This is a genomic window from Chryseobacterium antibioticum (genome assembly GCF_012927325.1).
GTDB lineage: Bacteria > Bacteroidota > Bacteroidia > Flavobacteriales > Weeksellaceae > Chryseobacterium > Chryseobacterium antibioticum.
Genome location: NZ_JABBGI010000018.1, coordinates 98,186 through 119,740 on the forward strand (window position 1 = coordinate 98,186; position 21,555 = coordinate 119,740).

The window sequence follows — 21,555 nt, forward strand, 5'->3', positions numbered from 1 at the left end:
ACTATATTATTATATTGTAAATCTCGAGAAAAAGAGATTATTTTTTCTTATGTCTGTTCGCTCTTCTTCTTTTCTTTCTCTTGTGAGTTGCAACCTTGTGTCTTTTTCTTTTCTTTCCGCTTGGCATAATTTTAAATTTTTTAGTAACTAGTTAATATTCAGTTAATGTTTTATTTTACTGCGACTTTAGTTTTTACTTTCTCTACAAAAGATTTTGAAGGTTTGAAAGCAGGAATGTTATGAGCAGGAATCTCAATTGCAGTGTTCTTAGAAATATTTCTTCCTGTTTTAGCAGCTCTTGTTTTAATGATAAAAGATCCAAAACCTCTCAGATAAACGTTATCCCCATTATACATAGAAGTCCTGATCTCCTGCATAAAAGCTTCTACAACTTTCTGTGTTTCATTCTTTTCTGTTCCCAACTTATTTGAGATGGTGTTTACCAATTCTGCCTTTGTCATTTCCTTTTTTAATTTTAAATTTTAGGTGTGCAAATTTAGTTAAAAAAATTGAATACTAGCAAATTAGTGGTAAATTATTTTTGTTTACAGAGTTAGAGTTTTCATGTTTAGCCTATATTAATATTACATTAAATCTCCCTACATGCTGGAATTGTAGTAACCATTCTCTACACAGAAACGAATAAGATGCAGTTTTGTCTTCAGTCCAAGCTTTTCCGTAAGACGATTGATATAGGTGTCAATCGTACGTGTGCTCAGATTCAGCTTTTCTGCAATTTCCTTGTTGCTATAGCCTTCATAGCAGAATTTCATCAGCTGAATTTCGGTAGGAGAGAGCTCTTCCTGGCCTTTTTTCTGCCGTTCCATATAGTTCTGTACTGCCAGTGGCTGCTGTTCCCATTCTTTAGAATACTGTTCGTAATCGAAGCCTTCAGAAGCAATGCTACCTTTGATAATATCTTTGATGATATTACTCTTTTTCTGGCAGTAATAGATGTTGGGGATTTTAGAAAGGATTTCAGCCATATCTTCCTGGTAGGTATTGGAATAAGTGACAATGGGAGTTTCCTCGTTGTTTTTCCGGATGTACTTGATGGCTTCTATGCCGCTGAGTACCGGCATAAAGAGTTCTATGATAAACACATCTTCCTGTCTCCTGTAAATCCTGTTCACAAGCTCATGCCCGTTGTTACAGTCATTCAGAAGCATATAGAAGGGATTTTCCATAAGCGTTTTGACCATGATCTTCTTAAAGTAGAAATCACTGTCTGCTATGGAAAACCGGACTGTATTTGATAATAGTTTACTCACTTTTAATATCGATTTGGTGTAGGATATTTAAAATTCAGAGGCCTAAATTAAGAAAAACTTATGAAAGTTGAAATTAAACTTAGGTTAAATGGGGTTTTCACGAAATTTCCTTGGGGAAAATACGTATTGTACATAAATTTTTTTTTTTATATTTTCACAGGCCAAACAAATTACAAAAATATGTCTACTACCAGGGAAAAAAAATTAAACAAATCTGACGTCAGAATAGGCATTTGGAAGTTTATTCTATCTTTCGCCGTTCTCTCTGTGGTGTCTTTTACGTGTTTATTTCTCTTTTTTAAGAGTTATAGCATACAAAGAGAAGGAATTACCAAAGAAGCACAAGACTACAAAGATCTTATGGTCCGCAGTGATCTTATGAAGGATCATGTAGAGAAAATCTATGAACTGATGAATCAGCTTAATATCGATAAAGTACAAAATGGTACTTTTCTCCGAACCAAAATTATGGATGATGTAGCTGATGTAAAACTCCTTATGAAAGGAGACAGTACGAGCAATTTCAAGCATTATGCTGTTCTGATGAAACAGATAGAGCCCATGCTGAAGTTGAAGGATGATATTTTAGAGGTAGAATACAACAAGAGAATTGTCCGTAGAGATCTTGAAGAATGCATGTCAAAGGTAGACAGAGCAAACAACCAGCTTAAAAAAGATCCCACAAGAAATTTCACAGGAGGTAAAAGAAGATAATAAAAAAGAAAACATTATGCAGGGACATATTACATTATCCAAAAAAGAAAGGCATTATCAGTTTTTTTATTTAATACTAATGCTTGTAGCAGCCATGATATTCCTTGGAATCATTTTTCTAAAAGGATTTGAGTCTCCATTCTCGGATGAAGACGTAAGAGGAATACAGAGTCTTCAACAGAAAACAGAATTTGAAAGCCAGCAAAAAATCTTGCAGCCTGAAATGGACAGTACCTATCTCAGGATCAGTAAAATCAAAGATAAAGCTCCGGAATCTTTTGTAGAAAATAATATTTTCAATGGGATTAATGGCCTGGCGAGCTATTTTCATAGTACCGATGTGGTGGATATCCGTAAAGATGCCTATCCGCAGATCGCCAAATTCTATAAAATGTATTTTGAAGACAAAAAAGTTATTTCTACGACCGCAGAAGACATTAAAAAATTCAACCAACAGTTGGAAGACTGCAGGATTGGTTTTAAGAGTACACAGGACCGCCTGTATGAGAGGAACAATGCAATGAGGGAGAGGACTCAGTAACCAAAAAAAATAAATATTCAGGGAATAAACACATCACAATCACTTAACTATGAATTATTTTCAAAAAAACAAAAAGAACATTATTATTGGTGTTATCGCAACGCTGCTTATCGCGGCCCTCGTTGCGTTATGGCTGCAGAAAAAGGTCATTCATTCTGCCGATGATATTGTAGGAGTAGTCTCTCCGTCTTCGATATCTGTGGGAGATACACTTATATTCGAGGACATGACCCCGTTCGCTAAAACCAGAAGATGGAATTTTGGGGATGGGAAAACTTCTGACCAAAGCAGAGGAATTCACTTTTACAGTAAACCGGGATATTATGCCGTAAGTCTGATCATTGATAACAAGTATACCAAGACTTTTCCTGTAATGGTTTCGGCCAGATATGTGAAGCCGAAAGACAGCGCTAAAATTGCTACAACCATAGAGGCTCCGGCACAGGCTATGCAGAATGAAAATGTACAGTTCCGTGCCATTTCAGAAGCCTCTCAGTTTGCATGGGAGTTTGGCGAAACGGGAAATACGGATTCCAAAGAGAAGATGGCCATCTACTCCTTTAAAAAACCGGGCGATTACCGTGTGAAATTACTTACCGATGAAAAAGAGGAGCCTACTTATCACATGATCAAAATTCTTCCGGCCTACAACTCTCTGGAGCAGGATGAAGTGCCGATAGAAGATTCCTACAAAAAAGTGGATGACGATTTCAAATACCACTTACAACAGATTGCGAACGGAAACAGTTTTAATATGCATTACAACTACCTGTTGAATAAGTATCTGTGTAACAACGAAAATACGGTAGTAAAAGTGAGCGACAGTAAGGCTAATAACTTTTACATGTATTGCGCAGGACTTCAGTTTGACAAAAACATTGTGATCCAGAGCGTAAAAGTGAACTTAGACGACAAGCAGAACTGTGTGACGAAAGTCGATATCAACCAAAGCAAATAATACAATCCGGTATTCCGGACCCACCAATCATAAAAATAAAATAGGATGAAAAATAAATTTCCTCTAGCAGCATATTATATCGGATTATCAGTATTAATAACGAGCTGTCAGGTGAAGCTGCCGTATAAAAGAACTCCCGAGCCTGCGCAGTACGGGCAGGTAGACAACTCACCGGTAGTGAACGGATACCCTAAAAAATCGGTTCCGTGGATCGTGATTTCAGATAGGTCAAGAAATACAGCTTATCTTGATAAAAGTGACGAGAAATCTTACAAAGAAGTTAAATTTCTTGAACCTTTAATGGTTCTGAAACATAGAGATGGAATGGTAAAAGTAGCGGAATATAATCCGGATGCTTTAATGAAAAAAGTTTCGTCAAAATCCATTAAAACCTATGGCTGGATCCCTGAAACGGATCTTCTTCTATGGAACAATTCTTTAAAAAGCGAAAAAACTGGGTATCCTGTAAGAGTAGCTGTAGTTCCGAATAACAGCGAAGTGATAAGAAGTGCTGAGAGATACTATAAAAATGACTCTATCATGGTGTTCAATTCACCAAGTCTTATAGAAACAGCCAATGTTAAGATTCCAAATGGACAGATGGTATACGTCTATAAGCAGGCGGAAAATAATAAGCGGTTTTTAGTAGGTAAAAAACCTTCCGTTGATATAGACAGTATCAGTACGAATCTTTACGGATGGGTCAACGCAAACGTAATCTCCGCATGGGGTGAACGTTCTGCCGTGAAAATTAATAATAATACAAAAATAACCGATTCTTCTTTGGGGATACATGAAGGATATCCGGGTGCAGCAGATTCAGATAGCAGAACCGCGATTCTTCTTACGGACACGCATAAAAGAACCCCTCTTGAGAATATTTATCCGGTAAGTTTAGCGCTAAATGAAGCCCCGACACCTGATTCTAAAACAAAGTATTTTACCAATGTTTTAGATTACAGTAAAAACTATATATTTAATGTTCTGGGCGAAAAGATTATTTTTGACCGCTACAGAGAGATCACAGAAAGAGATAAAAATATTAATATTGTTTTTGCCCTGGATGTAAGTGCTCCTAATGCACCTTATGCTCCCATTGTAAAATCTCTTCTTCAGGATCTGCAGCTTAGATTTGAGAAGCCTTCTTACTTCAATGGCGTAAAATACGGTGTGGTTCTGTATAAAAACAATCCATGCGGAGAAAACGTTCTGGTTTCAAACTTAAGTCCGGATTACAGCAAAATCACCACATTCATTACTGAAAAGACGAATGAAATGAACTGTACAAGCAACAGCGGGTATCAGCCTGTAGGGGAGGCTCTTACTGCCGCTGGAAACCTTCTCTCCAATGTTCCGGATGAAACCAATATTGTAGTGACTGTAGGTACTTCAGCCAACCAGAGCGGAAATATGTACAGCGTGATCAGTTCTCTTACACAGGCACAGGCCCGATTGATCATGTTCCAGACCAGCGCAAGATCATCTGACACGTATAATGATTTTGTATTGATGGCTGAAAATGTAGTGACCAATACAGCGAAAAATATTGCTGAACTTAAAAAAGAGAAGATCATCAATCAAAGTGATGTTCTTACTAAAAATAACTTCAGCCTTGTGGAAGGCGATGAGGGGTTCTTCTCCTTGGATTATCCGAAACAGAGTATGTCTCAGGGATTTGTTATTTTCCCTAAAAAAGGGGATATTGCAACGCCGGGCTACCTAAAAAAATCACTAGACAGCCTTATTGCACAGGTTACTTTAGATAACCAAACGATTGACAAGTCGCTTAATGAATATTTCCACTCTTCTGTAGGAGCAGGAAGAACAGATGTAGATCTGAAATATAAATATCTGTTCCCGGGTCTTACCAATCCGGTTTCCGCAGGAATTGCAGCACAGCTGATCAATTATGGAAATCCATTCCTGGTAAAAGGATATATCCCGAAAGATTTAAAAGACATTAAACCAAGCATAGAAAAAGGAATCCTTATTTCTGAAACGGAATATGATAACTTAAAGAACTTCTACACGGAAGTTTATCTTAAGACTGAACCTGAAAAAGCAGATTTTAGTCAATCAAGAGCAATTAAAGAATATATCAAGCTCCTGAAAAAATATAATCCTACTTTAACATTCCTGGATAAGTCTGAACTGTACGAAAAACCAATGTCTTATGCAGTTGGATTAAGTACCGGTTTCGACAACTCTGAAGAGGAACTGATGTCTAAATACAAGCTGAAAGGCTGGAAAAAGCCGAAGATTGTTCTAAAGGAAAGGGTTAGAAAGTATTTCAAGGACTATAAAGAATTAGCCGACAGAATGCTTTCCCACAGAAATGATCCTGCAGTGAAAATTCAGCAGAACGGACAAACCTTCTACTGGCTTAATGAATATTTTATGCCAACCACTCAGACTGTTGAGGCACCGGAATACACCCAACATTAATCATTAATTTTATCATACGAAAAGCAGGAGTACAACTTCTGCTTTTTTTATTGATGGGAAATCTAAGACTAAGACTAAGACAATGTGAGATTTACATAATCTTGTAACCGAAATTCTTAAACATTATACTCCGTCAACCTTCAAAATTTATCATCCGAATCCATTTTTAACATTCCAAAATAGAGTCTATTTCTCATTTAAGTGTAAAATCTCTTATTATTTCTATATATCCGCATAATTGCAAATGCCCTGCTAGTGATCTCTGAGGGGGATTTTTAAATCCAAAGTCGTAGAACTACTACAAATTTTGAAATTTATATCCAAATGTTTTCAGAATAGAAATAAGCGCTTTATATTTGTTAAACAATTACCACATCACAAAATATTAATAACGGTTAAAGTTTACCATCATGGCGGGAAATTCAAGAGGAATCTTAAAATTCAATGGCGGAGGAGGACAGAAATTACTGAAACTGAAATACAGTGTATCCAGATCTACAGATGTTTCGGGACGTGTAGCATCAGATCCGTCTAATGCACTGATCAAAATTACAGTTGAAGCTACTGAAAAATCCGATATTTTAGAAAGTTTGCTGAACGGAAAATATAAGCCGACAACAGGAGAAGTTACTTTCAACAAATCCCATGAAGAAGGAACACTTATCACTTTAAAATGGGAAAATGGATATGTAATCCAACATCAGGTAAGTTTCGATGCAGTAGACGAAAACAGTATGCTGATCAGTTTTGTAATAAGCGCAGAAACAATTGACTATGGCAATTCCAAATACACTGGATTTTGGCCATCTAACTAAGACACACTTTACACATCAACATTCATAAAAAAAGATCGTCCCTTAAAGACGGTCTTTTTTGCCTAAAATGTTATAATTAGCGGTTTTATGATGAAAAGAAGAAAAGTGATTTGTGGACATAATATTAAAAATAGACCAGGTAAAATAAAACACATCAAAAAAAACTTATTACTTCTCTAATCAAAGAATTAACTATCTTTAACCCTACATACATTCTACATAAAAAAGATATATTTGTAAGGATGTATTTTTTGACAGATAACACCAAATAATCTGATACACCAATAAAGAACACAGACATATTAATATTAGAAAAATTATAAATGGGAGTACTAGTAACCAACGAAACAGTAAAACAGCTATTTCATATTGCTCAGTCGATAGCGAAGGAAAATTATAATGCGACCTACGGCGGACCACATATTTTACAGGCCTTAATGCATAAAGATATCGGTCTTAATGAATTTCTGAAAAGCATAGATAAAGATCCCGGCTACTTTTATGAGTGGGCAGATGTCCGCATTGAAGATTACCCAAAGACAGCCCATCTTCCCGATGAGGTGCGTCAGGATGAGGCAGTAGACACTCTTGTTGAAGAAGCAGACGATATCCGTTTAAAATTGGGGCTGGATGAGATCACACCCATCTGTATCCTTACCGCTATTGTAAAACCTCAGGTTGTTTTTTCACTGCAACAGCTGAAATCACTTCCGTTGAGAGAACATGAAATTTTCAATTTATATAGAAAAGATACCCCTTTTGCCGTATCTGAAGACGGTGATTTTTCTTCACTTTTTTCAAACGGATCAGATTTTACAGATTCATCATTTCCTTCCATTAAAAGCTATTGTGTAGACAGAACTGCACAGGCTAGAAAAGGAGACCTGGAAAATATTATTGGTAGAGACAAAGAACTCAGAATGCTTGTTGAAATTCTTTGCCGGAGAAGTAAGCCCAATGTAATCATTATTGGTGAGCCCGGTGTTGGGAAAACAGCTCTGGTAGAAGGCTTTGCTACTGAAATCACCAAAGGAAATGTACCTGAAATGCTTAAAAATGCCACTCTTCTCGAACTGGACACGGGCGCATTATTAGCAGGGACTTCTTATAAAGGTGAAATTGAAGACCGTCTGAAAAAAGTTATCAATGAATGCAAGAAAATTGAAAAAGCAGTTCTTTTCATTGATGAAATTCATACCCTTCTAGATCCAAAAGGAAGTATAGGAAACGTGGCCAATCTCCTTAAACCGGAACTGGCAAGGGGTGAAATTACCGTAATCGGAGCTACAACCCAGGAAGAATACAGAAAAATCATTGAACCTGAACAGGCTTTCAACCGTCGTTTTGAAGTATTGACTGTCAATGAGCCCGATGAACAGACTTGCGTAAAAATGATTGACGTGCTTCTTGATGGTTATAAAAAACACCACGGCATCGAAGTAGAAAAAACATCTATTCCGGAATGTGTACGTCTGGCCAAAAGATATGCAAAAGGTAAAAAGTTACCTGATGCTGCAATTGACCTGTTAGACCGAACCATGGCTGCCATTAAAATGCTGGATGAACTTTCAGAAAAAGAACTGGCAAGCTGGAAAGAAACCTATGAAACAATTTTAAAAGAAGAATATACAGACACCAAAGATCAGGCGAATGAGCTGATCTGGAACTATAATCTTCTGAGAGATAAAATAAGTCCAATTCTTTGGGGATCATTAAGTGAGCAACCGTCTATCGACAATTCCATGCCTGTTGATCAGATCCATAAAATCATTGATGACACTTATGCAGAGCTTTTACAGCATGCCGCCAAAAAAAGAGAAAAAGTAGACCGTCTGGAACTGGCAGCAGTAATGGCGGCAAAAACAAATATTCCGATCGGAAAAATCCAGGCTCAGGAAAAAGAAAAACTTCTGAATATGGAATCCCTTTTATTGAACAGAGTCGTAGGGCAGGACCACGCCTTAAAAATTCTGTCGGATGCCATTGTTGAAAACCGAAGCGGACTTAACAAACCAGGACAGCCTATTGGATCATTCTTTCTTCTGGGACCTACGGGAACAGGGAAAACCGAGCTGGCAAAATCTATGGCAGAATTGCTTTTCAATGATGAGAAAGCGATGGTTCGTTTTGATATGTCCGAATTTAAAGAAGAACATTCAGCAGCATTACTGTATGGAGCGCCTCCTGGATATGTAGGGTATGAAGAAGGAGGAATGCTGGTCAATAAAATCAGACAGCAACCTTATACGGTTGTTTTATTTGATGAAATTGAAAAAGCCCACCATTCCGTTTTTGATGTATTCTTACAGATCATGGATGAAGGAAAAGTTCATGATAAACTTGGAAAAGAGGGAGATTTCAGCAATGCGATCATATTATTTACTTCAAATATCGGAAGCGAAGAGATTGTAAAACAGTTTGAAGAAGGAAAAGTTCCGGAATCATCCTCACTGATGCAGATCATGTCCAATTCCGGAAGATTCAGACCGGAGTTTTTAGCAAGGATTACAGAGATCATTCCTTTCGCACCGATTACAGAATCTATTGCGGAAAGGATTTTCAATATCCAGCTGAAATCACTTCATACCTCACTTACAAGATTGGGGATGAGTTTAAAGATCACAGACGAAGCGGTGAAAAATCTTGCCCTGGGAGGATTCAGCAGCAAATACGGAGCAAGACAGATTTCCGGAGTGATTCGTGCTCAGCTGGCAAGACCGATCTCCAAAATGATCGTGAGAGAAGAAGTGAAATCCGGGCAGACCCTTCACGTAGACTGGAACAGCGAGGAAGAAAAAATAAGCTGGAAGGTAGATTAACAATAAAACAAAGAAAGCTGGTAAGTCCCAAAGCAAATCTGCCTGTAGACTTATCAGCTTCCTTTGATCATAAACATAAGGAATTAAAATGAAAACCACATTGAAAACTACATTCAGAAATATCTTTACAGGATTGATGTTGGCCGGAAGTTTTGTAATGGTAAACGGACAATTTCTTGCTGCCTCCGATACGTCGGAAAACAGTGTGAAAAAATACAATAACATTATAAATGCCAATAAGGAGATCGTTGAATTCATCGAATATTCTTTGGTACAGAAAGGCCTGCCTAAACATTTAAGAAATCTGGCCCTCATTGAGTCGCATTTTAACAGAAATATTACCTCAGGAGCGGGAGCCGTAGGAATATGGCAGTTCATGACTGCACATGCCAACCAATACGGCCTTACAGAGCAGAACCGGACGGACGTATATAAAAGTACCAAGACCGCAGTAGTTTCGCTGGCTAATCTCTACAGAAAGTACGGTGACTGGATTACTGTCGTAGCAGCCTATAACTGTGGCGAAGGGAATATAGCCAAAGCCATGGAATCCGCGGGTTCCACACAATACCATATATTTTCCAAATACCTTCCGGGAGAAACCATTAACCATGTGAAAAAATACCTTAATGCATGCTACGCAACGGGTGAGCTGCAAAGTGTTTTGAGCAACTATAATTCTTCAAGGCTTAATAAAGTTTTCTTTACTGAAGGAGGAAGTGGCAGAAATGCTGGTGTACCTCTTCAGGAAACAGAGATTAATGCGGGATTTAATCTGGGCATCATCGCAGATGAACTGAAAGTACAGGTGAATGAGATCCTGGCCTGGAACCCGGGAATAGAAGATGAGCTGCAAAAGAAAGGCGAGAGTCCTCTTTATCTTCCAACGGATCTTATGCCGGATTTTCTTTTAAGGAAGAATAAAATTCTTTTACGTTCCATAAAAGAAGGCAACCGTGTACAGTAGTAAACCTGAACAAGCATAAAAAAAACTTATAGCCGTACTTTTGTGACGGCTTTTTTTATAGCATCACAGACTTTAAGAATATCATAAATTTGCCCTGAAAAAACTTTGTATATCTCTATTAAGTGTAAAATGTAGGTTTAAATGGGGCTTTTTTAAGAGTTTTAATTTATTTAAATTCAATTATTTACGTGAGTTCATTAAATCTATGATCGTAGAATTACGACATCAAATCGTAGAATTACTACAAATTTTCAGATTTATATCCAAAAGCTTTTTTATCAAAACACGACGTTATATATTTGCTATGTAATCAATCACCAAATCACAAAATATTAACAATTAAAATTTACAAATCATGGCAGCAAATTCAAGAGGAATCTTAAAATTCAACAACGGAGGAGAGCAAAAATTATTAAAGCTTAATTACAGTGTATCAAGATCTACGGACGTTTCAGGACGTGTAGCATCAGATCCTTCTAATGCTCTTATCAAAGTAACAGTAGAAGCTACTGAAAAGTCTGACATCCTTGAAAGTTTATTGAACGGAAAGTATAAGCCTACTACAGGAGAAGTTACTTTCAACAAATCTCACGAAGAAGGTACATTAACTACTTTGAAGTGGGAAAACGGATATGTAATTCAGCACGAAGTAGATTTCGACGCTGTAGATGAAAACAGTATGCTGATCAGCTTCGTCATCAGCGCAGAAGTGATTACTCTGGGTAACTCTGAGTATCGTGGAATGTGGCCTTCAGACGGAAAATAATCTGAACAATCATCTTAGTAAAAATAAATTGGTGCAGAATAGTGTATTCGGAAGAATATACTATTCTGTTTTTTGTCATTTTCAGACAAGAATAACCCTAAAAACTGATTCTGTCGAAGTTCTTATCCAACTTGTTATTAAGAACGGAGAGTTAGCTACAAATCGCTGTAAGCATCGTGGAGCTATCTAAATTTACTATATAATCTAAGCAAAAACACACACATTATGTTTAAGGATGATCGGTCGATAAAAATGCAAAGCCCTAAAGGCAGTATAAAAAATATAGCGGATTCACAACAGCTGAACAATGCTGAAGATATTGCAGTACAAAAAGTAAATGACAAGCTTCAGAAAGCAGATGAAGCCGTTAAAAAGTCAGCAAAAAAGGCTCAGGAAATCTATTCCGGTGCCACACAGAATTCTAAAATGTTCATGAACCAAACCTTGGTTCCTAATAATCCTTCCATTACCGAAAGCAAGGTATGGGCAAAACAGCCTACCTCCAAAATACATAACGCTGCATCTATTCCTGAAAGCTTAATTGCGGGGATAAACCGGGTTGTTAAGCTTGATATTGTGATAGAAGGACAAATAATCAAACATTTTAAGCATTTTAAACTTTCTCAGAGTGCTTCAAAACACCATGAATTCAGTTTGACACTCGCCCATGATACTTTGGGAGGTGCAGAAAATCATAATCTACAGGAGGCACAGAATTTTTTAGGAAAAAGAATTACCGTAGTATTTAAATATAAAGATATTGAACAGGGACCTGAGCGTAATTTTGTGGGAGTTATTACAGAAGTAGGCTTCAGTCAGGAAAAAGGAAATCTTGGAAACATCATTCTTACAGGGTTTAGTCCGACAGTTCTGTTGGATGCAGCGCCACACATCCAGAGTTTTGGAGGCGGACAGGAAGTAAGCCTTAATAGTATTGCCGATCATGTGATAAGAGAAGGCCTTGGACAGAATAAATTTGATTTCAGGGTAGATGCCCAGTATGGAAATGTTCCGTACAGTTCTCAATACGAAGAAACCCACTATAATTATCTGGCCAGAGTTGCCGAAGCATACGGTGAGCAGTTTTATTATGATGGTGAAGTCCTGCATTTCGGGAAACTTCCTCCACAGGAAAAACCGGTTATGCTTACTTATGGGAGTAGCGTAAGTGATATTGCCATCAAAATGAAAGCTCAGCATGTAAGTCCGAGTTTTTATGGCTATAACAGCAGTAAAAATGAAAAACTGACCACCGGAAGCTCAAAGATCAGTCATACTTCAGATATTGCCAAACGAGCCTATGAAATATCAGAAAGGACGTTTAATACCCCTTCTTTAAGAGTTGCCCCTATCAAGGCGACATCCTTTATGGATATTGATGCCTCTCAGAAAGGAACAGCCGGAAGTAAAGCATCGGAGGTTTTTATTACTTCAGGAACTACAACGGTTCCGTTCTTATATCCGGGATGTACCGCAGATATTGAAATGCGTAAAGCAGATACCAGTGATACGGCCTATTTTACCAAATTAATGATCATCGGGGTTACCCATGAAGTAGATGCAAGAGGTTATTATGACGGAACTTTTGAAGCCATTGCAGCGGATACGGGATTCATTCCCCGTCCGGAATTTGAAACCCCGAAAGCAGAACCTCAATTTGCCAAAGTAACCTCCAATACAGATCCTTTAAACCAGGGAAGAGTAAAAGTGCAGTTTGACTGGCAGGCAGGACAGGATACCACAGAATTTATCCGCGTGATGTCACCAGATGCTGGAAGCAGTGATAAAGTAAACAAAAACCGCGGTTTTATGTCTGTTCCTGAAGTAGGGGATCAGATCATCGTCAATTTTGTTCATCAGCATCCCGACCGACCTTTCGTGATGGGTGGAATGTTCCATGGAAGTATTGGCGCTGGTGGAGGAGCAGGGAATAATGTGATGAGTTTTAGCGGAAGAAGCGGAGCCGAATTAAAATATGATAATGGAGCCGGCTCTATGAATCTTAAAGATCAGGGAGGGGCTAATATGTTTTTTGACGGAGCTGGAAACGTAGTCCACAACGCGAATAATGATAGTACGAAAACAGTTGGTAATGATAAAACAGACAAAGTTGGCAATAATAAAAAGCTGGAAGTAGGATGTGATCATATTGCCGATGTCGGAAATACGCATAAAGTTGCTGTGGGAGGTGAAAATAGTGTATTTAAAATGGATAATGCAGGGGTTATAGATTTAACGGGAATTGATAAAATAACTCTAAAGGTAGGAAGTAGCGAGATCGTAATTACAGGAACTAAGATTGCAATTACAAGTACTGAAGTAGATATTAAAGCTGGAAGTGCAACAGCTAATTTTAGAGGTAATACAAAAATAACTGGAACACAGGTAGAGATAAATTAATTATATGAAAGTAATTAAATATGAGATAAAGAAAGGGGATACGTTAGCATCCATAGCAGAAAAATATGAAATAGATATTGAATATTTAAAAACCTTTCATAATTCCCATAGTGGAATAGCAAGCCTAATCATTGGAGATAAGCTACCTATTCAACTTAATCATGTGATAATAAATGCGGAATCATTTAAAGATGTTTTATATAAAAATCAGAATGCTAAGGATTTATATTTCAATTTTAAATCCAGATATCGTTGTGAACAGCTGAATATTACCAGAGTAAATAACGAGGTTATTACGATGTCGGCCAGCACCTATTTAGAGTTTTTAGTTCAAAAAGCTGACTATAGTGCTGTTTTTAATATCAATATGACTGATTTTACGTTTAGTGTGGATCCGGTTGTATTTGAGAAAGGCTTTGAATTTTCCCATAAATTCGAAAAAATAAAAAGTCCTGTCACTGTTGAGATATCAAAATATGGTATAGTTGATAAAGTATATAATAGGAATGATATAGAAAAAAGATGGATACATTTAAGAGATTCTGAACTTGTAAATGATGAGATGTTTAAGCAACTTTCTTCACAGGCACCTGTTCAGGCAAAAGATGTTATTGATACTGGAAATAAAGAATTTTTGGAAGAAGAAAATTTTGCTAAAATGCTGGATAAAAATCTTTTTTACCATATCTTTTTTAGAGCTTATCAGGGGGCCGATCTGGAAGATTATACATTACATCAGTTTTCACAGATCTTTCCCAATATAGATCTATCAACGGATATTGTAAAGTCTTTGGTTAATGAAGATGAAAATTCAGCAACTTACCGTCTTGTAGGAACACTCAATAGAAAGAATTTGTCTGAAGAAGTTCTTAAAGGAATGTATGATCAGATTTATAAACCTACGATCAAATATAGTTATTCTGAATTTGACTTTATATATCGGATAACCTATACAATAGATAAAAAATCTAATTTCATAACAGAAGGAAAGGCTTCAATAGCTGAAAAAGTAAAAAATAATTTTGAAATCATTACTGAATATAAAATTAAAAAGGTAGAATTATAATATGCAGACAAAATATAGAATCGCGAATTTTAAAATTTTACTCCTATCTATGCTGGGAATGGCAATACTGGTATTAGTATTAATTTATTTTGCTCAAAAGTTTAGTTATACTGTTAACCAGACCTATTTTTTAATATTCGGATTGTCTTTACTTACATTTATGATGTTTTATATCAATTTAAAGTTTTCAAAATTAGTGTCATTTAATATTGTAAATAATAATATAAATATACTTGAAAGTAATAAGAATACAGAAATAAAGGGAAGTGATGTTATTGATTATAATTTCTATCTATTGACTCATAAAACTATGGGGCATTTGTTGAGAATAAATACGAAAAATAAAGAATACATCTATTGGATTGTTTGGGTTAGTCTTCAAAAAATTACAGAAGAAGAAACAAGTAATATTAAAGAATTGCAGAAAGATGTATCGGAAGTATTAAGAGCCAAGAAAATTAAAAAAGGAGTAGACTATTGTATCGTATTCTTTTCTTGGTTGCCTTTTATACTATTAGCTTTGGGACTGCTGACTTTATTGTTCGGCTTGTTTTATGTATTCTCTTTATGAAAATAAAAGAGGAGGTATTTAATTTAAATGTTTAAAAAAGATTATGGCAGTTTCATATATTCCACAGGATAAAGTTTTCGCAGTATGTACTTATCAGTTAAGTTCAGAGCCGCAAAAATTTTCTTTCAGTAGAAAAACGGCAGATGTATATTATCAAAATACCAAGCAACCTTTACTGACGGTTGATGATAAGAATATTATGGTTGAATTTACATGTAAATCACCTGCAAATTTAGCGGGTACCTTATTAGCTTTTGGTGCAGGTCTTATTGTCGGAGCTTTATTATTATCAAACCCTTTAGGTTGGGTTGCCCTAGCTGCTGGTGGTATCTTATTGGCTTCTGGAGTTGTTGCAGCTGTAGTTGCGGTTAATCATAAATGTACGGATCCTTTAAACGGAGGGCAATGGTTTTTGGCACATAATAGCGTCAAAATCAACGGAGCTTCAGCTATTACCCGAACTTCTATTTTAAAATGTAAAAAAGATGGCATTCTTACCCCATTTTTTGATGAGGCATCGGCAAAAGCAGCAGCAAGTTCTATTGCCACAAAAAACAAATGGGAATTAGGAATTAATGTTGTTGCTTCATTTGGAGCTGGATTTTTTCTTCCGAGTGCATTTGCTGGATTTGGTACAGCATCAATTGGGATGAAAGCCTGGATGACAGTTGGAAGGTTTGGAGTAGGGTTTCTTGCTTTTAGTAGTTTAAATTATGGGCTTAGAGGAGGAATAAGATGGGGACATGAGAATAATGGCGATTTAAAGGATAATGTTACTTATGATAATATGAATAATCATAAGGAAAATATTGTTGATCCAAAGAACGGAAAACCTGAAGAAACAGATATCGATGAAAATAAGTATTGGGGAGCTCCCGCTAAACCCGATGACTTTACACAAGACTCGGAAGATCTTCTTAAAGTAGAAAAAAACGGAGGAAAATATAATATTACTGTCCTTAGTAAGGTGACCAATATTGTGACTTCTTATTCTATTCATGCTAAAAACAAGGATTTAATGCAGCAACTGGATAAGCTGGAGGGCGTTAGCCGACCCGTTCTAAGAAATAATCCTCTGGCCAAACAATTATTGAATGACTTAAATAGCGGTAAATATCCGGAGTGGAAAAATTCTATAAGATTCTATAATAATGGAAGAATGACTCCAAGTATGGTTGATGATGGAAGAACAGTAGTGGCTGAAAATCTAAAATCAAGTCTTGGAAATCTAAAATCAAATTCTATACAGGGAGGATTATTTTTAATACCATTTATAGGAACCATATTTTCAGAAGAAGCAAGAGTTGCATTAGCAGGAGGAATGGCTAATGACATGGCAGCTGAACCTAATGGGAGTAGTGTGATTGCCAATATTCCCGTGGATTAAAAAAAATATTTTATTATTAAGATTATGGTAATTAGTTATCGGACCTGTTGATAAAGGTTTAGAAGTGCAAATAACCATTAATTATAAGATGAATCAAGCTGAAGATTATTTAAAAGATCTTGTTTATAGATATAATAAGGGAGAAAAATCTCGTTACGAGGATTATTTTTCGAGTATGCTTTAATTGAAAAATAGATATTGTTAGGGGAATCTTTATATACAGTATTTGAACAGAAGTATTTTAAAAATAAAAAGATGATATTCGAATGGCTTCAAAAGATTGTTTTTAGTCCGAGTAAAGCTTTATTTCTTTTGCGAAAGTTAATTTGAAGCTTCAATCAAAGAAATCTTCAAACACAACATCTGAATTTTACAATATATTTCCCATTACGGTGTAAAGTAACAGCTTTTACTTCTTTTTAAAATAACAGTAAACCTTTTACAAATAAGCATTTAAAGCATTATGTTAAATCAAAAGTCGTAGAATTACTACATCAAATCGTAGTATTACTACAATATTTCAGATTTATACTTAAAAACTTTTTCTTTACCTGGATCGCGTCTATCTTTGTTCTGTAATCAATCACTAATCACAATATTATATAACAATTAAATACACCAATCATGGCAGCAAATTCAAGAGGAATCTTAAAATTCAACAACGGAGGAGAGCAAAAATTATTAAAACTTAATTATAGCGTATCTAGATCTACAGACGTTTCAGGACGTGTAGCATCAGATCCTTCTAACGCCCTTATCAAAGTAACAGTAGAAGCTACTGAAAAATCTGATATCTTAGAAAGTTTATTGAACGGAAAATACAAGCCTACTACAGGTGAGGTTACTTTCAATAAATCTCACGAAGAAGGTACATTAACTACTTTGAAGTGGGAAAACGGATATGTAATCCAACATGAAGTAGACTTCGATGCTATTGACAGCAACAGTATGCTGATCAGCTTTGTCATCAGTGCAGAAGTAATTACTTTGGGTAACTCTGAGTACCGCGGAATGTGGCCAGGAGGTCAATAATTAATAGGCCCAAGTCTTTTAATAAAAAATAACATCAAGACAGAATAGCAGAAATGCTGTTCTGTTTTTTTATGACCTCTGATGAACGAGAATCAGGAGCCAAGATTTTTAGATGCCAGATAGTAGACATCAGATTTCAGACATGAGATTTGAGACTTTAAGGTATTGATTCAATAATTTGCCAGATATTTAGAATAATAAACATCCATTATTAGCGCTGAACTCATTCACTCTAAAACCCTGGTACTCTAAAACTCTACGATCTCGCATCCTGAAACACTCAACCGTACTCTAAAACTCATCCCTCATAATTCATCACTTATACCTCATGAAAATATTCCTATTTTCTTATATTTGTTCATTATAGATATTATGGACGCAACACAAGATAAAAGACTCTTTCTTATTGATGCTTATGCAATGATTTTTAGAGGATATTACGCATTGATCAGGAATCCGAGACTCACCAGTACAGGGCTGGATACTTCTGCTATTTTTGGTTTTACCAACTCTTTGATAGAATTGATCAGAAGAGAAAAGCCATCCCATCTGGCGGTTGTTTTTGATGTAGGACAGGCAAGTGTAAGAACTGACGATTATTCAGACTACAAAGCCAACAGAAGCGAAACTCCTGAAGCCATCAAAATTGCTATTCCATACATTCACAGAATCCTCCAGGCGATGCATATCCCGATTTTAGGGGTGGAAGGCTATGAAGCTGATGACGTCATAGGAACTATTGCCTGCAAAGCTGAAAAAGAAGGCTACACCACGTTTATGGTTACGCCGGATAAAGATTTTGCCCAGCTGGTGACCGATAAGATTAAGATGTACAAACCCGGCTTAAAAGGTGGGGATATTGAGATCTTAGGCGTAGAAGAAGTAAAAGCAAAATACGAAATCGAAGATCCTAAACAGGTCATTGATTTCCTTGCCATGATGGGAGATGCCGTGGATAATATCCCGGGATTGGATGGAGTGGGAGAGAAAACGGCTATGAAATTCCTTAAAGAATTCGGTAATATCGAAACCCTGTTGCAGAATACGGATAAGCTGAAAGGAAAACTGAAAGAAAAAGTAGAAGCTTCTGCAGAACGCGGAATTTTATCAAAAAAATTAGCAACCATTATCTGTAATGCACCTGTAGAATTTCATCAGGAACAATACGACCTTGATACACCGGATTTCGAGAAAGTAAAAGAAGTTTTTGACGAAATTGAATTCAGAAGATTATACGAAAATCTTTACCGGGCTTTTGCTTCTGCACCCCTGGAAACAGTCGTAGTCAATGAAGCAGAGGTTAAACAAAAACCATCGGTTGCTGAAATAAAAGGGCAGGTTATGCAACTTGACCTGTTTGCCAATTTTGAAGAACTGGACCAGGCCACCTCTACCAAATCTAATATAGAACACAACGACCATCTGTATCAATTCGTAGACAATCCCAAAGCACAGAAAGTTCTGGTCAATAATTTATTAAAGCAGAAAGCAGTCTGTTTTGATACAGAAACCACGTCACTGAACGAGCTGGAAGCTGAACTTGTAGGAATGAGTTTTTCCTATAAAAAAGGACTCGCTTACTACATTCCTCTATCCGAGGACAAAGGCGAAGTACTTCAGACGCTGGAAATCTTCAGACCGTTCTTTGAGAAAGAAGATCTGCTGAAAATTGCTCACAATTTAAAATTCGATTATAAAATATTAAAACAGTACGATATTACGGTAAAAGGAGCTGTGTTTGACACCATGATCGCCCATTATCTGCTGAATCCGGACGGAAGACACGGGATGGATTATCTTTCAGAAGTTTATCTGAACTATAAGCCCGTTTCTATTGAAACCATTATCGGAAAGAAAGGGAAAAATCAAGGGACCTTCAGAGATGCAGACCTGAGAACGCAGACCGATTACGCGGCGGAAGATGCAGACGTAACCTTCCAGTTGTATGAGCTGTTTGCACCACAACTTAAAAAAGAAAATTTAGAAGATCTTTTCTTCAACATAGAGATGCCTCTGATGGAGGTACTTGCTAAAATGGAACTTTCCGGAATCTCACTGGATGAGAAATGGCTGGCACAGGAAAGTATTGATCTGGAAAACGACTTAAGACAGCTGGAAACCACAATTTTTGAAATTTCAGGAGAAGAATTCAACATGAATTCACCTAAACAGCTTGGAGAAATCCTGTTTGAAAAAATGCAGCTGGATCCTAAAGCCAAGAAAACAAAAACCGGACAATATGCGACTTCGGAAGACGTGCTTCAGAAACTTTCTTCGAAACATGAGATCATCAAACATATTCTGGAATACAGAACCTATCAGAAATTAAAATCAACCTACGTGGATGCATTGCCTTCACAGATCGATAAACACGACAGCAGGGTTCATACCAATTTCTCCCAGACTACGGCTGCTACAGGCCGTTTGGCAAGCGTAAACCCGAACCTTCAGAACATCCCGATCAGAACGCTTCGTGGGCAACAGATCAGAGGAGCTTTTGTTTCTGGAGAAGGAAAAAAGATCATCTCTGCCGATTACTCGCAGATTGAGCTTAGACTGATTGCCGAGATCTCAGGAGAAGATAATATGATCAAAGCTTTCCAGGATGGAGAAGATATCCATGCATCTACGGCTGCAAAACTGTTCAAAATTCCTTTGGATGAGGTTTCCAAAACCCAGAGAAGTCAGGCAAAAACCGTGAATTTCGGAATCATCTATGGTCAGGGGGCATTTGCTTTAGCGGAACAGACCGGAATGTCAAGAACCGAAGCTAAACAAATGATTGAAGCCTATTTTGAGACCTATCCGAAATTAAAAGAATATATGGCCGAACAGGTAAGCAAAGCCCGCCAGATAGGATACGTGGAAACTATCTTAGGAAGAAAACGCCATTTGAAAGATATCAATTCCAATAACTTCGTGGTAAGAGGTCATGCAGAAAGAAATGCTGTGAATGCACCGGTTCAGGGAAGTGCGGCAGATGTTGTCAAGCTTGCCATGATCAAAATCGATAAAGAGTTAGAGGCACAGCAGCTAAAAACAAGAATGCTGCTTCAGGTACATGACGAACTGGTGTTTGAATCCCCGATTGACGAGATTGAAATAGCTTCAAAACTAATCAAAACCGAAATGGAACGCGCTTTAGAAACACAGGTGCCATTATTGGTAGAAGTGGGAGTCGGGAATAACTGGCTGGAAGCGCATTAATAAAAATATTGCAGAGATAAGATAAGGTAGGTTCAAAAACTCACCTTATTTTTTTTGTCTCAATTTATTTTTAAGAGCAAAACAATATAAACAAAAAGAAGACTAAAAATTTAGCCTTCTAAACTTTCTGCATGTTGCAGGAAATTTTTGTAATTATTTTTCACCTCATTGATCTTACCTTCGGCTTTGTGTCTATCAAAAGAATAATCCTAATGAATAGGCAATAAAGATATGAAGTATAAACTTTCTGTGAAATACTACTTTTGTGGTAATTTTCTAATAAAAATGATATTTATTGATGGACAGAATCATACGCCTTTCGTATCACGTCATCCGGAGAAGTTTTTTCAAATGAAAATCTTTTTTCTTTCGCAGCATCGTTTTTCTGATCCACGCTTGATTTTTCATCTTTTTTACAGGAATAGAGAAGAAGAAATACAGCCAGTAGAGGAATAAATTTTTTCAATGTTTTTTATTGGTCTCAGAAATAGTTAAAACTATGCACTTTAGTGCATTTTACTTTCAGTTTCTAAAAATGTTATCTTTGTTTTGTGGATTATCAACGTAGCAATGGTCATAGTGTAAGTAGGTTAACA

At 36.7% G+C, this 21,555-nt stretch carries 17 protein-coding genes; 14 read left to right on the top strand and 3 right to left on the bottom strand.

Annotation, left to right across the window (positions count from 1 at the left end; all coding sequences use genetic code 11):
* Window positions 1–170: 170 nt before the first annotated feature.
* Window positions 171–461, bottom strand: coding sequence for an HU family DNA-binding protein (locus HHL23_RS14875; RefSeq protein WP_002984212.1), 291 nt, complete (start codon window positions 459–461; stop codon window positions 171–173).
* 138 nt (window positions 462–599) lie between these two features.
* Window positions 600–1,271, bottom strand: a complete 672-nt coding sequence (locus HHL23_RS22840; protein ID WP_169235578.1) for a LuxR C-terminal-related transcriptional regulator — start codon at window positions 1,269–1,271, stop codon at window positions 600–602.
* A gap of 180 nt (window positions 1,272–1,451) precedes the next feature.
* Here HHL23_RS22840 and tssO point away from each other — a divergent pair, with 180 nt between their 5' ends.
* The 14 genes from tssO to polA all read left to right on the top strand — a co-directional run bounded on the left by tssO (window position 1,452) and on the right by polA (window position 20,959).
* Entirely contained in the window at window positions 1,452–1,985 is a 534-nt protein-coding gene (gene tssO / locus HHL23_RS14885; RefSeq protein WP_169235579.1) for a type VI secretion system TssO, read from the top strand.
* Window positions 1,986–2,001: 16 nt separating this feature from the next.
* Window positions 2,002–2,526 (top strand): type VI secretion system transmembrane protein TssO, encoded by a 525-nt coding sequence (locus tag HHL23_RS14890; RefSeq protein ID WP_169235580.1) that lies wholly within the window; start codon window positions 2,002–2,004, stop codon window positions 2,524–2,526.
* A gap of 49 nt (window positions 2,527–2,575) precedes the next feature.
* Complete coding sequence (locus HHL23_RS14895) at window positions 2,576–3,484, top strand: PKD domain-containing protein (RefSeq protein ID WP_169235581.1); 909 nt, start codon at window positions 2,576–2,578, stop codon at window positions 3,482–3,484.
* A 45-nt stretch (window positions 3,485–3,529) separates the two neighbouring features.
* Window positions 3,530–5,929, top strand: a complete 2,400-nt coding sequence (gene tssR, locus HHL23_RS14900) for a type VI secretion system protein TssR (protein WP_169235582.1) — start codon at window positions 3,530–3,532, stop codon at window positions 5,927–5,929.
* 410 nt (window positions 5,930–6,339) lie between these two features.
* Window positions 6,340–6,744, top strand: coding sequence for a type VI secretion system tube protein TssD (gene tssD / locus HHL23_RS14905; protein WP_185194879.1), 405 nt, complete (start codon window positions 6,340–6,342; stop codon window positions 6,742–6,744).
* Between the two features lie 323 nt (window positions 6,745–7,067).
* Window positions 7,068–9,563, top strand: a complete 2,496-nt coding sequence (locus HHL23_RS14910) for an ATP-dependent Clp protease ATP-binding subunit (RefSeq protein WP_169235583.1) — start codon at window positions 7,068–7,070, stop codon at window positions 9,561–9,563.
* 88 nt (window positions 9,564–9,651) lie between these two features.
* Window positions 9,652–10,530 carry a lytic transglycosylase domain-containing protein gene (locus HHL23_RS14915; protein WP_169235584.1) on the top strand — a complete coding sequence of 293 codons (879 nt, stop codon included), beginning with the start codon at window positions 9,652–9,654 and terminating at the stop codon, window positions 10,528–10,530.
* Between the two features lie 355 nt (window positions 10,531–10,885).
* Window positions 10,886–11,296: a type VI secretion system tube protein TssD gene (tssD, locus tag HHL23_RS14920; RefSeq protein WP_175550372.1), complete on the top strand. Its 411-nt coding sequence runs from the start codon at window positions 10,886–10,888 to the stop codon at window positions 11,294–11,296.
* A 225-nt stretch (window positions 11,297–11,521) separates the two neighbouring features.
* Window positions 11,522–13,696 (top strand): type VI secretion system Vgr family protein, encoded by a 2,175-nt coding sequence (locus tag HHL23_RS14925; protein WP_169235585.1) that lies wholly within the window; start codon window positions 11,522–11,524, stop codon window positions 13,694–13,696.
* A gap of 4 nt (window positions 13,697–13,700) precedes the next feature.
* Window positions 13,701–14,762, top strand: a complete 1,062-nt coding sequence (locus HHL23_RS14930; protein WP_169235586.1) for a LysM peptidoglycan-binding domain-containing protein — start codon at window positions 13,701–13,703, stop codon at window positions 14,760–14,762.
* A 1-nt stretch (window position 14,763) separates the two neighbouring features.
* Window positions 14,764–15,333: a hypothetical protein gene (locus HHL23_RS14935; RefSeq protein WP_169235587.1), complete on the top strand. Its 570-nt coding sequence runs from the start codon at window positions 14,764–14,766 to the stop codon at window positions 15,331–15,333.
* 43 nt (window positions 15,334–15,376) lie between these two features.
* Window positions 15,377–16,720, top strand: a complete 1,344-nt coding sequence (locus HHL23_RS14940; protein ID WP_169235588.1) for a hypothetical protein — start codon at window positions 15,377–15,379, stop codon at window positions 16,718–16,720.
* 624 nt (window positions 16,721–17,344) lie between these two features.
* Complete coding sequence (gene tssD / locus HHL23_RS14945; protein WP_175550373.1) at window positions 17,345–17,752, top strand: type VI secretion system tube protein TssD; 408 nt, start codon at window positions 17,345–17,347, stop codon at window positions 17,750–17,752.
* 372 nt (window positions 17,753–18,124) lie between these two features.
* Window positions 18,125–20,959, top strand: a complete 2,835-nt coding sequence (gene polA / locus HHL23_RS14950) for a DNA polymerase I (RefSeq protein ID WP_169235589.1) — start codon at window positions 18,125–18,127, stop codon at window positions 20,957–20,959.
* A gap of 292 nt (window positions 20,960–21,251) precedes the next feature.
* Here the strand turns inward: polA and HHL23_RS14955 are convergent, their stop codons facing one another.
* Entirely contained in the window at window positions 21,252–21,425 is a 174-nt protein-coding gene (locus HHL23_RS14955) for a hypothetical protein (protein WP_169235590.1), read from the bottom strand.
* Between the last annotated feature and the right edge of the window lie 130 nt (window positions 21,426–21,555).